We start from the raw sequence: 15,065 nt of genomic DNA, 5'->3' as shown, positions 1-15,065 counted from the left end.
ATTAGTGCCTTGTTACAATGAGGCAGATACGCTCGCTTTCTTCTTGGCCGAGTTCACCTGCTCATGGGCATGATAGGAGCTACGCACCAGCGGACCGGATTCTACGTGACTGAATCCCCGCTTCATCCCCTCTTCCTTCAGTTCCATGAATTGCTCCGGCTTGTAATACTTCTCAACATGCAAATGCTGTGGCGAAGGCTGCAAATACTGGCCGATCGTCAAAATATCGCAGTCTACCGCTCGCAAATCATCCATCGCTTGCAGAATTTCTTCCCATTCTTCACCCACACCCAGCATAATGCTGGATTTTGTAGGGATATCCGGATTCATCTCCTTAGCCCGCTTCAACAGCTCCAAAGAGCGATGATATTTGGCCTTGGCCCGAACCCGGTCAGATAAGCGTTCCACCGTTTCGATATTATGATTAAGAATATCCGGTTTGGCATCCATTACAATGCGCAAAGACTCCTCATCACCTTGAAAGTCGGGAATCAGGACCTCCACACTGCAAAGGGGAAGACGCTGGCGAAGGGCTTTGATCGTTCCGGCAAAAATACCGGCACCGCCATCCTTCAGGTCATCACGGGCTACGCTGGTGACTACGCAGTGACGCAAGTTCATCTGCTCAGCAGCCTCAGCAACCCGCTCAGGCTCCTGCAAATCAAGCTCGGTCGGCAGTCCGGTGTTCACCGCGCAGAACCGACAAGCTCGCGTGCAGATATCCCCCAGGATCATAAATGTAGCTGTGCGGTTCGCCCAGCATTCATATATGTTCGGGCAACGCGCTTCTTCACAAACCGTATGTAAAGTTTTGGAGCGCATCATTTGCTTAATATCCTGATAATTGTCTCCGGTCGTCAGCTTGATCCGAATCCAATCCGGCTTGGGCTCCTGGATTTTCTTTGCCAAGATGCAAGACCTTCCTTCTCTTTGAAGTCAAATCACATTGTACTATTATACCATGAATGAACTGGGAAACATACTCTGGATATGGAATAAAAACACAGACTTTGCCTCAACCTAAGGAGGTCTTGCAGGTTGGACTGTATAGTTCTGAAGGAGGGATTTACATCTTGAGGTCTTATCTGATTACCCGCACTTCGTGGCTTCAATACCTGATTACCCTCAGTCTGTTGATAGCCTCCTGTGTAAGCGGTTTGGGGACATGCCCTGTGAATGCCAAGGAGGAGACCGGGGTTGCTGCTGCCGAGCCCAACATTTTCGAGCAGCGCATGGGGCTTTATGAGGAGATTGAAATACTAACCCGGATTCCTTGGTATTGGATCGCTGCCATCGATCAATATGAGCGGACGATTACTCCCCGCAAACAGCAGGAGTCCCGCTTGACGGGCATACGCTTCAAGGAAGGGACCTGGGTCGGGCCGCTTAACCCGGACCCCGAGGACCGTAATCCGGCTACGATTGGCTTGTTCGGCGGCATGGGAAAGGACGCAACCGCAGATGGCATTGCCGATCCCAAGGACGACCGCGACTCCCTGTTCACGATGGCGGCCTATTTGCTGGGCTTCGGTTATCATGAAGAGGACCTCCGCATCGGACTCTGGCGCTATTACCAGAACAACCTCGCCGTGGAGCGGGTCCATCAATTTGCCAAAATGTATAAGAACTTCCGCACGCTGGACTTGGCGGCCGGGTCTTTTCCCCTTCCGATCCGTAGTACCTATACCTACCGAGATACTTGGGGAGCTCGGCGAGGGTGGGGTGGACTCCGTATTCATGAGGGCACGGACCTATTTGCCCCTATGGGTGTCACCGTCCGCAGCGTTTGCTACGGCATCGTGGAGACCAAGGGTTGGAATCCTTACGGCGGCTGGCGGCTTGGCATCCGTGACATCAACAACCGTTATCATTACTTTGCCCATCTGCAAGGATATGAAAAAGGGATTGAAGTAGGACATTTTGTTGAACCTGGACAAACCCTTGGCTGGGTTGGCAACAGTGGCTACGGACCTCCCGGCACCTCGGGGAAATTCCCGCCGCACCTGCACTACGGCATTTACCGCGATACCGGACACAGTGAATGGGCCTTCGACCCTTATCCGCTGCTGAAGAGATGGGAGCAGCTTGACCGTTCAGCCAACAAGAAGAGGGCGTCCAAGAAGTAGACGCCCTCTATTCATGCCCGCCGCTATTCGTATTGGCCTTCCCGCCTTGCCCTTCTTCCTTGCTCTGCATGTCAGTCTGATCTTCGGCTGTACCTGATTCGGTAGAATCCTGCGCAGAACCAGGCAAGACCGTTCCGTCCTCCGCACTGCCGGATGATTTGTTGTTCTCCGGGGCCGGCAAGGCAATGTTAGGAGCATCAGGCCGTGTATCTCCCACCGGGTTGCCCTTGCTATCGTAATAGTACATCGGAACATCTCCAACCACGAGCAGGTAAGACACTGGAATCTCCGTTTCTACCGCCTGGGATTCTATGTTGAAGGGAACTACGACGGCCAGTTCCGTCTTGACCCGTAAGAATACCTCGACCAGAATCATATTGATTCCAGCATCCTGACGCCTGGTGTTCAGATCGACCTTGACATCGCCCTTGGGCTCAATCTTGATAGGAATACCGGGTCCGAAGGAGGCGAGAATGGGACTCCCCAGCGCCTGACCAAGCGGAATCGATTCCGATAACCGCGATACTTCGTCCAACGTATGGCGAACCGTCTGAATCGTCTCCGAGGTCACCTTCATATGCGCAGAGTAATTTAACATGAAGCCCGTGATTTTCCCCGTGTTATCTGTCTTCCAGTCAATTAACTCCTCCACCTGCTGCTGATTGGCCACCTGGGCAGTGATCGCATCGTTGATTGACTCCGTAGCAATTTGCTTCACCCTGATTTGGGCCAGGTGAATAATCGGTCCGGTCATTCTTCGCTCTACATAACCCATAAATTGAAATGTTGCAAATATGACCACGACGAGCAGTATGATCCACATCTTCCGCCGGCTTCCCGGCCGTCTCCTCCGGCTTCGCCACCCGCGTCGTATTCGCATGTCCAGCCCCCCTATTACCGTCAAAAACAGAGGATCACCTACCATACAACCTATGCGGGACAGGGTAAAAAAAGAAGGAGACGCAGGTTCCAGTCTTTTTAGACTGGTCCTATCCTAAGGCCATTTTGCAATCTGCGAATTCGTCCAAGATGGTCCAGCGTCAAGCTCAATTCAGCGCCATCCATATTTACGTAGCTTACACCCCAGCTACCTGCATCTGGCTCCAGATGCCACTCTGGTTGTTGCTTCGACCTGGCAGCGATAAAATCAGGCAAGCTGTACATGCCACGCTCTGCCGCAGCGGACTTCTCCAGTATTTCCACCACGTAGCCATAACCTGTCTCATCGCCGAAGCTACTCAGCGCCTGATAGTGTGATTTTTCCGCAACCTCCAGTTCTGTAGGCAAGAAGACCGCAGCATATATATGAGTCAGTTCGCCATAAGTGGCATTTCCCTGAACTACCCATTCGCCTATTGGCAACACCCCAGCAATATGGTGTTCCTGACCTTTGGGCTGTTCTGGTGCATAGATTCCGAGAACCGTATGTTCATAGAGCAGCAGTTCGCCCGCATTACTTTCATGACGTGGATCTCCCTCGGTATAACCGCCACCTGGAGAGAAAAGGTACAGACGATTGGCCCCTTCTGTCTCGGACAACGGAAGGGTAATCTCCCAGCGGTGCTGCTCATTGTCGAACTCTTCAGCACGTTCCAGGATACCGCCCGTAGCCGCATGCTCCGTGCGGTAGATGATTTGATGAAGCGGGGCACCCCCGTTTGCCGGAGCTATCTCATAGCTTAGCCTAGAGGAGGAACCGGACGTGCCTGCCAAGGCGGCCCTACGAAGATCGTCCGAAATATCGAAATGCAGAAAACCCGCAAATTCCACGCGAGCTAGCGGCTCAGGCAACGCAAAATCACCGAATTGCACGTAATCGAACGCCACATTACTATCTCTTGGAAGATCTACGGGTAAGCTGCGCATCCGTCCTCCCACCCACGCCCCATGCAGGTAATGACTTGCCCGGTAACGCCACAACTCCTCTAGCAGTCTGGCCGTACCTTCCCGGATATCAGAATCCGGCACACAATCATATACGCAGGTCAGTGCTTGAATCCAGTGCCAGAACCAAGGGAGGGCTGCGTATTCGGCCATACCCTTTTGCTGAATTCTCTCCACAAGGAGTTGTAAGCTCCGTCTTCCGCTGAGGAGCAGCTCCGAGTCGTGGAATAGGCTTCCAAACAGCAACTTGGCCGCGATATATTTTACCTCATGGTGGTTGTATAGCCGGAGCGGTTGACGATAGAAATCAGAGTGGTACAAATGCTCCAGCGTTTGCCTGAACGCCTCGCCTAAGGCATCGTCCATCTCCGCTCCGTAACGCATACTCCAGTACACCAGCAGGCTGCTCATAAGTTCTGCGGGCAGCGTGTTCTTCTCCGCTTCCTGTGGATGATCGCCCAAACTCAGAGGCCAATGGCCATAGGTCGGACTCTCTGGCTGATCATCCTGCAGAGAAAGCACCTGTAGCCATACTGATCTTGCCAGGCTTAGTGCTTGCTCTCGCGGGAAGGATACGGGCAGCTTCTCATTCAGGGCCGCTGCCTGAATATAGGCCGCATCGTACACATTGTCACGAATATCCCCGTGATGCCACAGGCCGCTAGCGAGTAGCGGACGGCTCCACGCCTCCTCCGCCTTTTGCAGTATAATACGTTCCATGCGCTCCCGGCATGTTTGCATAGCCACTCCTCCTCATACCCATTCTTCGGCGACTTGTTGACTATATTTTAGGGTATAGCAATCTTTATCGGCTCACCCGCTTCTCCAGCTATCGTAATTTCATCCTGACCGACCGCAATCCCCAATTCTTTCAAAGCTGCTTCAAGCCCCGTAATCCGGCCGCTTCCCGGTTGTCCCCATACTGCCGCCGCTAGCAGATGGCATCCCGGGTCCAATGCAACTGGCAACGAAGGAATCACCGTTCGTGGGTGAAGCAGATTGGTATTGGCATTCGGATAAACCGCCAACGCCTCTCCATACCCCGTGAGATTAACAATTGCGGAACTACCGGACCGATTAGTCGCATCCAGCCTTCCGCTGCAAGTCTGAACCGCAGCCGCTTCATCCTCCAGCAAACCTAAGGCAAACCCGCCTTCCGAAACATCCAGAGAGCGTCCCGTGATAATTCGATGAATGCGGACATGCCAAGGAAGCCCGGCAACTACCCAAGTCTCCACCACCACATTAGACCAAGGCAGCCACCTTGCATAGAGAACACGGCCGCGAATCCATGTCTCCTCATTGCTGCGGCGAACGCGATATAGATTGTCCTGCTCACTAAGACCAAGCATAGAATCCATCGCCCCTTGGGCAAGCCCCCACTCCCCTCGCGGCACGCTGAAGCCAAATGCCGAGGAATAGACAAACTTCTCATATTTCGCAGAGGTATGCGTATGCTCATTCGTAGATAAATGACCGGTGTTAAAGGCAGCCACATGTCCCGTAGCGGTCTGTCGACAGAGTACAAGATGCGGCTCCGGCTGAACGGACAGGCACGGCAGATCAGGCAAGCCCTGCTCCGGCTCTCTCCAGAAACGTCCCTGCTCATCCAGGGCCAATACCAGGAAGGTCTTCAGCGCCCAGTAAGGCGATCCGGGAGAATTGTAGTTCTCCGCCATAATCAGGTTAGGATAGGCGTATCCTACGGTCAGAATTCCGCTCTCATCCAGAATCGGCTGCTTGAACCACCAACGCAAATTACGGAGAACCAGCCCCTTCACCACACCGGGAGTGAACAGCTCTGTCCAAGCCTCGGCATAGGCGAAGGCACTCCAGAATGCGGATTGGGCGAATCGATATGCCAGGCTTCGTCCATAAGGCAGAGCAGCTCCGTTCGGAGAGAACCATTGCAGGAAGTCCATCGCAAACTCCTGAGCCCGGTTCCTAAATCTGGCACAGCGCTCTGGGTCCTCACGCTCCATCAATTTGGAGTAGACCAACGCATAATAATGAATCGCAAAAGGAACGTAATAATCGCTATGTCCCCCTATTCCGTCACTGTACCAGCCCCGGCCCAGATAAAATTCCTCGATTCGCTGCAAATTCCTCTCCATCTGTACCTTATCGTAAGGCTGCCCCGTCTTATAGAACCCCAAATTAACCATGACGTGAAAGAACAGCCAGTTGCAATCATAGCAAGGATGGGCGTTAATCATATTCAGCCAGCGATGCAGATTCCCCCGCTCCCGTTCATTTAAAGGCCCCCATATTCGCTCAGGAATCATGGCCAGTGCCATACCCAGCACCGCCATCTCCACCAGACGCTGATCGTAATCCTCAGCATCGCCCCAATAGTGCGGATGCTCGGGATCGGTGCCGGTCAGTATGCCCCTTAGGCAATTTCCCCATAAATCATCTGTTCCTCCCCCAGCCAAGTCCGGGACAACCCCCCATAAAATGCGAGAAAACCCCTCCAGCCCAGCTATGCTCTCGCCGTATCCAGCCAAGCTGCCCTTAATCGGCAACCGACTTCCTCCCTGCTCATAAAGTGGCTTGAGCGGGTTGACGAGTTGTCTTAGCGCCAGGCTAAGGTCCTGCTTATGGATGAGTGGATTGCCAGCGATGGCATTCATATTCAGCTTATCTGTACCTGTCATAAGCCATATCCCCCTCTCTCTTGTTATGTCCCAGCCAATCAACAACGAAGCGCTCTATTCCCAATAAAACGGGCCACCCTTCTTCAAGCGTACCAATCCCTCGACAAAGAAGTAATCCCCGTAAATAAGCGGTACATCTACATTGGTCCCTTCCGGATAATTACTGGTGCCATGCAGCAACAGCCCTTCCTCATCGGGATTATTCCACGCCCCGTACTGTTCAAAGAGCGCTCTCAATATTCGTTCTCCTGCGGCATGATATACCGCACCATCAGCACTTTCCAGTCCCAGCTTCTCAGCCAGAAAAAGCAGACCGCTGGCTGCGCAAGAGCCAGCAGACGTGTCCCGCAACTCGCGAAGCTCCACAGGAGCGCGGAAATCCCAAGCCGGGACGTGATCTTCGGGCAGACGGCTCAAGAAGAAATGAGCCACCCGCTGCGCGGAAGACAGATAGGACGGCTTGCCGGTATGATGATAAGCCAAAGCCAGGCCATAGATCGCCCAAGCCGCTCCCCTGGACCAGGCTGATTCGGCTGCGTAACCCTGCCCGCCCAAGCCACCAATCCGCTCACCAGTCTGCGGATCGAACTGTACAATGTGATAGACAGAGCCATCCTCGCGCACGAAATGCTCTACGACCGTATCCAAATGGGCTTCGGCAATATGAGCGTAGCGTGGGTCCCCGCTCGCTGCTGACGCCCAGAAGAGAAGCGGCATATTCATGCAACAGTCAATGATGGCAATTCCCTCATTGCGCTCCCCTTCCTTCCACGGATTCCAGGCGCGGATATATCGCCCCTTCAAATTGAAACGGGCCGCCAAATAATTGGCCGCCTTAAGCGCTCTGACCCGCGATGCCTCCCCACCGTTCAGCTTATGGTTAGCCACGCTTGTCAGCGTCCACATGAAGCCAATATCATGATCCAGCCCCACATAAGCATCCAGCACCTCGTCCAGCTTAGCTTCACATTGCTCGGCGATCTGCCTGAATTCTTCATTACCGCTCTCGTTATAGAGCAGCCACAGCAACCCGGGCCAAAATCCGGCCGTCCACCATTTGGGTTCTGCCAGATGGTAACGTCCGTTGTTCCCCGCATGGGGGAAGCCCGCCCCAATTCGCCTTACATTGCCAAGAGTCTTGTTTAATGATTTGCTCCAGGCCTCATTGATCCATACCGGTATATCCGCCATATGCTTTCATTCCTCCTTTATCTGTTGCGCTGCGTATTTCACTTCTTCAGAATCATTTCCCCTCTTGCTTGTTATGCCTATATTATTTAGTTCAACTCATGTAGCTGCCAATCCAGCTACAAATTTGAACTCAAACTCTAGCTCTAATGCCAATTGGGGTTGAACCACATGAAAGTCTAGCGCATACCAAGCGGTATCTACCCCGTCATGATTGCGATAGACCTGCTCTGTCATTTCGAATTCAAGTCTTTGAGGATCAAAATGCACTTCCAATCCTATTCCCGGCGCATCATCAGAAATCAGGTGCAGAACTCCGGGTTCTCCAGCCTGCTCCGGCCGAAGCCAGGTAACGAACCGCTCTGTCAACCGCTCGGGCACTTCTGTAAAGCGGTACACATCCCTTAGCGTCAACTTGGGCCAAGGCGATTTATGCCAGGACCAGCTTCTCATCAGCGATTGCAAGCCATGGGCCCCATACGCCTTGGACAATTCTACTGTCATACTGCTAACGGTAGCGGTGCAGGTGGCCTCCAAGACGGTCGCATCATGGGCAAGGCCGGGAAGCTGGTATTGCCCATTAATGATTGGAACGGAGTGTCCCTGTGATCCATTGCAAGCATAGTCATAACGACCCTCGCCGAAGTAATCCTTCGTATACTCACCGCAGCCCAGGTCACATAAATAAAAGACACCTTCCCCCGTTACCATGAAATGCCCCAAATCATTATGATTATGGGGCTCATCATTATGCCCGCCCTTGGCCGCAAAGCCAAACAGGCCATGCTCCGATAGGCTCCTGGAGACTAGCCAACCTGCATTCTCCAGTACCACATCCCCCAGGATTGCCTGCGTCGCGTCGCTGTCTGCGCAGTCACGCCATAGCAAGTTGCGCAACGCCGCGGCCCAGCGGCTGCAAGGATCTGCCCGAAAGTCTGCACGCCTGTCAAGTTGAGGTTTCTCCACGCCGGGGACTTTCCCGGCAAGATAGCTGGACAAGCCGATATGAACATTGGTATAGGGCAGCGCATCCGAGAAGTTGACCACAGCATTGCCGCCCAGCCAACAGGTTTGTGGAAACCTGGCAATGTCGCGGACCTTCTTATCACTGAACCAATCCAGCGCCCCACCACTTCTACCACTTAATAAATCAGCATAGTAGACAAAATACCCAAATCCATAATTCCAGTAATCCAAGCCTTCAAGGCAGGCCCCATCCTCGCCAAAACCACGCAAGTAGAAGCTCATGATGTGCTGCGTCCTTTGCAAAATTGCCTCCAGCCGTTCAAGTTCCTCCCCTTCGTTCAGCAGCAGCAGCGCCGCGGAGCCGATAGAGCCCGCGCATACGGCGGACCAATTATGCTCAGCTTCCTCCCAGTAATAAGGACCCTTCTCCAGAAATGGGGTAAACAACCGCCGCTCCACCTGCTCAGCCATCATTGTTCGCAGCAAAGGAGGGATTCGTTCACCCAGCAGCATACGAAGCTCGGCCATTGCAAAGCCCGTCTCCGCAGAGAATAAATCGATGGCCGCATTCAGAGACTCATCTTCACCCACATGCGCTGGCAGACACCAGGTCAGTTCACTGCATATGTCCCACACGGCCTCCAGCAACGCTTGCCTGTAATGCTCTGCCTCCGGCTCCAGTAATGCCAAGAGAGCAAAGGTATTTAGCCGCCTGCGCTTCTCAAAGTACACCCGCTCATAGTTCAAGCGCTGGCCACTGCCATGAAATTCGGCAAACAATGAATAGGTTAATGGCGACGCTGGAGCATCCAGCAACCGCTTGGCCTCAGCATGAAGTTCAGCCCTGTCTGCCGAATAAGCCGCTCCGTTCCTTGCCTTACGCCAGAAGCTCTCCCCGTCACCAAAGGGATAATACAACTCGAGTCCGGCCGCTGGCATTCCCTGCACAATACGGTTCAGTAGCTTCATCCTCAGCCTTTAATGCCTGAAGAGGCAACGCCCTGAACGAAGTATTTTTGCAGCAGAAGGAACACGATCAGCACGGGAATGATGGATATCACACTTGCCGCCATAATCAAGCCGTACTCTGCCGAATACTGCGAGATGAACATACGTAGCCCGATTTGAATCGTCTTAAGCTCCGTCTTGGTCAAATAAATCATCGGCCCAAGGAAATCATTCCAGGTGGTTACAAAGGTGAAGATGGTGAGCGTGGACAACGCTGGTTTGGACAGCGGCAGCATGATTTTGCCCCAAATGCCATATTCACTAAGTCCGTCGATGCGAGCCGCCTCACACAATTCATTAGGAATGCCTTGATAGAACTGGCGCATCAGGAATACCCCAAATGCCGAGAAGGCTTGCAGCAGAATTATCGCCATATGCGTGTTGTTGAGCCCTAGAGAACGCATCATAATAAACTGCGGCACCATATAGGCCTGCCATGGAATGGCAATCGTGGCGATGTAGCCGAGAAACAGAATGTTCTTCCCCTTGAATTGCAGCTTGGAGAAGGCATAGGCTGCAAAGCTGGAGGTTAATAGCTGTAGCACGGTGACTATTACCGACAGCTTGGCCGTGTTGTAGATGAACGTGCCAAGCGGAATTTTTGTCCAAATATCCACGTAGTTCTCCCAGCGAGGTTGCTGAGGAATCCATTGCATCGGAAACGTAAAGACATCCTTATTCAGCTTGAGCGAGGAGGACAGCATCCAGATATAAGGAACGAGCATGCACAAGACGACTGCGGCTAATAAAATGTAAGCCAGCACCAGCATACCGGTTTTGACCATTTTTTTTGATGATGATTCTACCATGTCTGCTTCCTCCTATTGTCCATACTTCTTCTCGCCCCGGAATTGAACGATCGTCACGCCCAGCACCAGCAGGAACAGCACGATGGCCATAGCACTGGCATAGCCGTAATCCAGTGAGCGGAACGCGGTATTGTAAATTTGGTAAACCAACACTCTTGTGGCATCATTTAATTGATTGTCCGCCCCGGCGAACAAGTTGATGAAGATGTCATAGACCTTAAAGGAGTTAATGACCAGAATCATCAGAACAAAGAAGGTGGTTGGCGCGAGTTGTGGAATGGTGACGTTGCGGAATCTCTTCCAGGCATTAGCCCCATCAAGCTCAGCCGCCTCGTATAACTCGGGGTTAACCCCTTGCAGACCTGCCAAATAAATGACCATATAGTAGCCCATGTTCTTCCAGACCGTAAACAATACAACCGTAAACATCGCCCAGTCCTTATCTGCCGCCCAACGCGGAAGCTCCTCCAGCGGAACTCCGGTTATCGCATGCAGAATATTATTAACGGGCCCCATCGTTGGACTGAAAATGAAATTCCATACCGCAGCGACCGCGACCAGCGAAGCCACATACGGGAAGAAAAAGATGGTCCTCATGGTGTTGCGCCCGAATACCTTCTGATTCAATAAAATAGCTAATCCCAGCGCGCAAGCCATTGTCAGCGGAACTACCCCAATAGTGTAAACCACGGTATTCCATAAGGCCTTATGAAAGGTCGTGTCCTGGGCAAGCCTGATGAAATTATGCAGTCCGGTGAATTCCATCGGGTTTGCACCATCCCATTTGACGAAAGCAAGTACGAAGGCAAAAATCATAGGAACTAACGTGAATAGAGCAAATCCGATAAAGTTTGGCGCAATGAAGCTATAAGCAATAAGGTGATCCTTTAGCGTTCGGGACTTCCCCGCCTTGTGTACTTGATCCGTACCTATTCTTATTTCGTTTTGCATGTGTTCCCCTCCCAGCCTCCCAAGCGGTCACAAACAAAAGGGCGGGGTAAGCCCGCCCTTTGTAGCCCTTGCTGGCCTAATTGTTCAGAATCTGCTGTACGCGTTTCCCCATATCCTCCAAGCCCTTGTCAATGTCAGTGTTCTTGGTCATGATACCGTCATGCACCTCGTTCAGAATAACTTCGATGTCAGCACTTTTCTCATGCATTGGCATTTCCAGATAAGTTTTCGCCGTAATCAGCGCCTCTTTGCTATTATCATCCGCCGGGAAGCCATCGATGGAAGAGATGGAATTGATTACTTCATCCGTTTTGATCGCCGGAATGGTGCCCGTCGAAGCGATCACCGCTGCCCCTTCCTCACCAGTAACAAATTTCAGGAAATCCAGCGCTTGCTCCTTGTTCTTTGATTTTTGGTTCACAGCCAGCGAAGTAATCGTCCCCAGGGTGGTCCCTGGCTCAACGCCTTCGGGATGCGGATACTTCACAATGCCCCAATTGGTAGCCTGGGATTCTCCACTCTTGACCTTCTCAATCTGCGTAGCAATGAACCAACTGCCCATGTTCATCATAGCGACCGAGCTATTATAGAAGACACCGGAATAATGCGTACTGGAGGTCTTCAGTGTAGCGTAATCCATGACGATTCCGTCTTCCTGCTGCTTAAGAATTCTTTCGTAAGTCGGCTTCAGGAATTCGTATTTTCCGTCAAGAATGGTCTGCTTGCCGTCAAGAATGCCAAACAACTGAACCGCACTACGCCACGTATGATAATGGGCTCCATAGACCTTCTCGGCCCCACTGCCCGAGGTCATCTTCCGGGCCAACTCATCGTATTGCTCCAAAGTCATATCATTGGTGGGGTAAGTCACGCCTGCCTTATCAAATAAATCCTTGTTATAGTAAATCAGCCAGAAATCGCTGCGGAAAGGAAGCGCATACAACTCGTCGCCTACCAGAATTTGCTCCACCGTCCCGCCATACTTTGAAGCATCAATGCTCTGCTCCTGAATGAAGTTCTTTAAGGGCTCCAGGTGATTTTGCTTCACCAGGTTGGCATAACCCGGGATATCCTTAATCGTGAGAATATCCAGATCCGCCCCGCCGGATAGCTGGGTGCTTAGCATGGTCATGTAGTCAGTGGAACCCAAATCTACATACTCGATGGTGACATGAGGATTGGCTTCCCGATAAGCATCAATCAGCGGCTGATTATAAGCCGTTGCTTCCCAATCCCACAAAGCCCACTTCAAGGTAATGGGAGCCTGCGAATTGCCGTCCGCCCCTGCCGTGTTGTTCTCCGCCGGAGTAGAGCCACCTGAATTCGCGCTGCCCCCATTCGTCCCACCGCATCCCGCTAATGTTCCCAAGGCCAGTACCAAGGCCAAAGCCATACCGATGATTTTATTTCTTTTCATTGCTTAACCCCTTTCCTGTAACATCCAGTTTCTTGATTCGCTAATCTATTTTTATCGTAATAGATATCAAAATGAAAGGGCATACATTTATCAGCACGAAACCTTCACTTTTTTGTTTTGTTTGCGCTTTCAATTTAGATAACCTGCAATATTGTGTGTTTTTCATGCAATATTGTTGGTTTCTGGACCTGAACTTCCCCTTCGTCATTGCCAAACTCCCTGCCAGCTTGGTATATAATTAATGAAAGCGCTTCTACATTGTGGAAGAGGTGGCACCCATCAGAAAATCATCAATCAAAAGCCGTATTATCCTGCTCATGACCGCCTTTGCCCTGCTCGTGACGACCCTGATGTCTTATGTCAGTTACGAGTTGATTACCTATTTTCAGCGCAAAACTGCCATTCAAGCTACCGAATTTAACCTGCAATTGGTATCCCATATTATCGAACAAGACCTGCTTAACCTGTCCTTATTGGCTATGACCTCCAGTACAAATTCATCCACCAACACCCTGTTGGCCAAATATTTTGCAGCACCCGAGCCCAGTTCTATGGATGCGGTAGAGGTCTTCTCCTCTATGCAGGAAGATTTTCGCGCCAACCGTGCCAATAATTATGTACGGCGACTGATCGTCACGGACCACCTGGATAAATTTTTTCAGGTAGATAACTTGGGAAGCACCTCCCTTCCGCTGACTATTCATAATCTGCGTACACTTCCCGGACTAACGGCAACGGCTAACGAGCAGTGGGAGCAGGTGATGAAGGACCCTCTATCAAATACGAGCACGCTGCCTTTTGTACTGCCTATTTATGGAGAAGGGTCTGCCCGCATTGGTACCGTATATTTACTAGCGAATACATCGGTCATTACCGATAAGCTGAAGGGCTATGCCTTGCCTGCCAACTCGCAGCTTCTGCTTACGTTAGGTGAACGGCAATATGTTATCCATGGAGGGCAAATTGTGCCCGCTCCTACCGACTACCGCATATCCGAATATAGAAATGAAGGGGCTACCGGAGCCCTGACCCATGTCTCCTTGCTCGAAACTGGCGAAGACAAGCGGCAAATGGCGGTATCTTATCCGATTCGAGAGGGGATTACGCTCTCACAGACCTTATCCGAGAAGGAATTTGTTCCTCAGTTTAATATCTGGTTGATGCTTGTGGTGGGAGTTGTTCTGCTGGTTATCGTGCTGAGCGCCATCATTACTTATTATCTGACCCGAACGATCAGCCTGCCGGTGGAGAAATTGAAGAAGCGCATCGATAAGATTGCCCAAGGCAATTTTCTAGTTGACCGCAATATTGAATGGAACAGCGAGCTGGGAGATATTGGGCGAGGTATTAATCGGCTGTCTCAGGATATTGTAGCTTTGCTGGAGACGCGGCTGGCAGATGAGAAGCAACGTCAGGATCTGGAGTACCGGATGCTGCAAAATCAGATTAATCCCCATTTTCTGTACAACACGCTGAATTCCATCAAATGGATGGCTACTATTCAGAACGCCACCGGGATTGCAGAGATGACAACCTCCTTGTCACGGCTCCTGCGGAGCATCGCCAAAGACCCGCGAAGGCTTGTGGCGCTAAGGGATGAATTAAGCTTGCTGGATGACTACTTTCTAATCCAGAAATACCGATATGGCAGTCATATTACCATGGAACAGCATCTCGAAGACGAGGAGATATTGTCCTGTCTCATCCCGCGATTTACCTTGCAACCGCTACTGGAGAACGCCATTTTCCATGGTATTGAACCTAAGGGCCAAGGTCATATCATCATACGGATTGAACGGGAAGGGATTCGGGAAGTGGCTATAACCATCGAGGATAACGGAGTAGGCTTAACCGATGACCAAATTACTGGCATTCTCTCACCACAACCACCTGAGGCTAATCCGCTCCAGCAAAGTGTAGGCATCCACAGCGTCAATGAACGACTGATGCTCACCTTCGGACATCGATATGGCCTATCCATTGAGAGCTCCCCAGGCGCATACACTAGGATGAAGCTATTGATTCCAAATCGTGAAGAGCAGCGCCCCTAAGTCTACTC

11 protein-coding genes are annotated in these 15,065 nt (G+C 51.6%); 2 read left to right on the top strand and 9 right to left on the bottom strand.

Annotated features, from left to right (window positions below):
- Positions 1 to 12: 12 nt before the first annotated feature.
- On the bottom strand, positions 13 to 909 hold the full coding sequence (gene lipA / locus BN3279_RS04445; RefSeq protein ID WP_059049436.1) for a lipoyl synthase: 897 nt from the start codon (positions 907 to 909) through the stop codon (positions 13 to 15).
- 164 nt (positions 910 to 1,073) lie between these two features.
- Between lipA and BN3279_RS04440 the strand changes: the two genes are divergently transcribed.
- Positions 1,074 to 2,126, top strand: a complete 1,053-nt coding sequence (locus tag BN3279_RS04440) for a M23 family metallopeptidase (RefSeq protein ID WP_232436754.1) — start codon at positions 1,074 to 1,076, stop codon at positions 2,124 to 2,126.
- Positions 2,127 to 2,133: 7 nt separating this feature from the next.
- On the opposite strand, the gene yunB is transcribed toward BN3279_RS04440, so the two are convergent.
- The 8 genes from yunB to BN3279_RS04400 form a co-directional block, all read right to left on the bottom strand.
- The gene (gene yunB / locus BN3279_RS04435; protein ID WP_059049435.1) at positions 2,134 to 3,006 is read right to left on the bottom strand and encodes a sporulation protein YunB; all 873 of its coding nucleotides are present in this window, start codon (positions 3,004 to 3,006) and stop codon (positions 2,134 to 2,136) included.
- A gap of 98 nt (positions 3,007 to 3,104) precedes the next feature.
- Positions 3,105 to 4,751 carry a hypothetical protein gene (locus BN3279_RS04430; RefSeq protein WP_059049434.1) on the bottom strand — a complete coding sequence of 549 codons (1,647 nt, stop codon included), beginning with the start codon at positions 4,749 to 4,751 and terminating at the stop codon, positions 3,105 to 3,107.
- Between the two features lie 47 nt (positions 4,752 to 4,798).
- Positions 4,799 to 6,667 (bottom strand): DUF2264 domain-containing protein, encoded by a 1,869-nt coding sequence (locus tag BN3279_RS04425; protein ID WP_059049433.1) that lies wholly within the window; start codon positions 6,665 to 6,667, stop codon positions 4,799 to 4,801.
- A 54-nt stretch (positions 6,668 to 6,721) separates the two neighbouring features.
- Entirely contained in the window at positions 6,722 to 7,858 is a 1,137-nt protein-coding gene (locus BN3279_RS04420) for a glycoside hydrolase family 88 protein (protein ID WP_059049432.1), read from the bottom strand.
- 96 nt (positions 7,859 to 7,954) lie between these two features.
- Entirely contained in the window at positions 7,955 to 9,790 is a 1,836-nt protein-coding gene (locus BN3279_RS04415) for a hypothetical protein (protein ID WP_059049431.1), read from the bottom strand.
- A gap of 2 nt (positions 9,791 to 9,792) precedes the next feature.
- The gene (locus tag BN3279_RS04410; RefSeq protein ID WP_059049430.1) at positions 9,793 to 10,638 is read right to left on the bottom strand and encodes a carbohydrate ABC transporter permease; all 846 of its coding nucleotides are present in this window, start codon (positions 10,636 to 10,638) and stop codon (positions 9,793 to 9,795) included.
- 12 nt (positions 10,639 to 10,650) lie between these two features.
- Positions 10,651 to 11,589: a carbohydrate ABC transporter permease gene (locus tag BN3279_RS04405; RefSeq protein WP_059049429.1), complete on the bottom strand. Its 939-nt coding sequence runs from the start codon at positions 11,587 to 11,589 to the stop codon at positions 10,651 to 10,653.
- Positions 11,590 to 11,665: 76 nt separating this feature from the next.
- Positions 11,666 to 13,006, bottom strand: a complete 1,341-nt coding sequence (locus BN3279_RS04400; protein WP_059049428.1) for an ABC transporter substrate-binding protein — start codon at positions 13,004 to 13,006, stop codon at positions 11,666 to 11,668.
- A gap of 260 nt (positions 13,007 to 13,266) precedes the next feature.
- Here BN3279_RS04400 and BN3279_RS04395 point away from each other — a divergent pair, with 260 nt between their 5' ends.
- Positions 13,267 to 15,057, top strand: a complete 1,791-nt coding sequence (locus tag BN3279_RS04395) for a sensor histidine kinase (RefSeq protein ID WP_232436753.1) — start codon at positions 13,267 to 13,269, stop codon at positions 15,055 to 15,057.
- The last annotated feature ends 8 nt before the right edge of the window (positions 15,058 to 15,065 follow it).

It is taken from the genome of Paenibacillus senegalimassiliensis (genome assembly GCF_001486585.1).
Classification (GTDB): Bacteria; Bacillota; Bacilli; order Paenibacillales; family Paenibacillaceae; genus Fontibacillus; species Fontibacillus senegalimassiliensis.
Note: the sequence above shows the minus strand (reverse complement) of the source record. Positions and strands in the feature narration are given on the sequence as shown.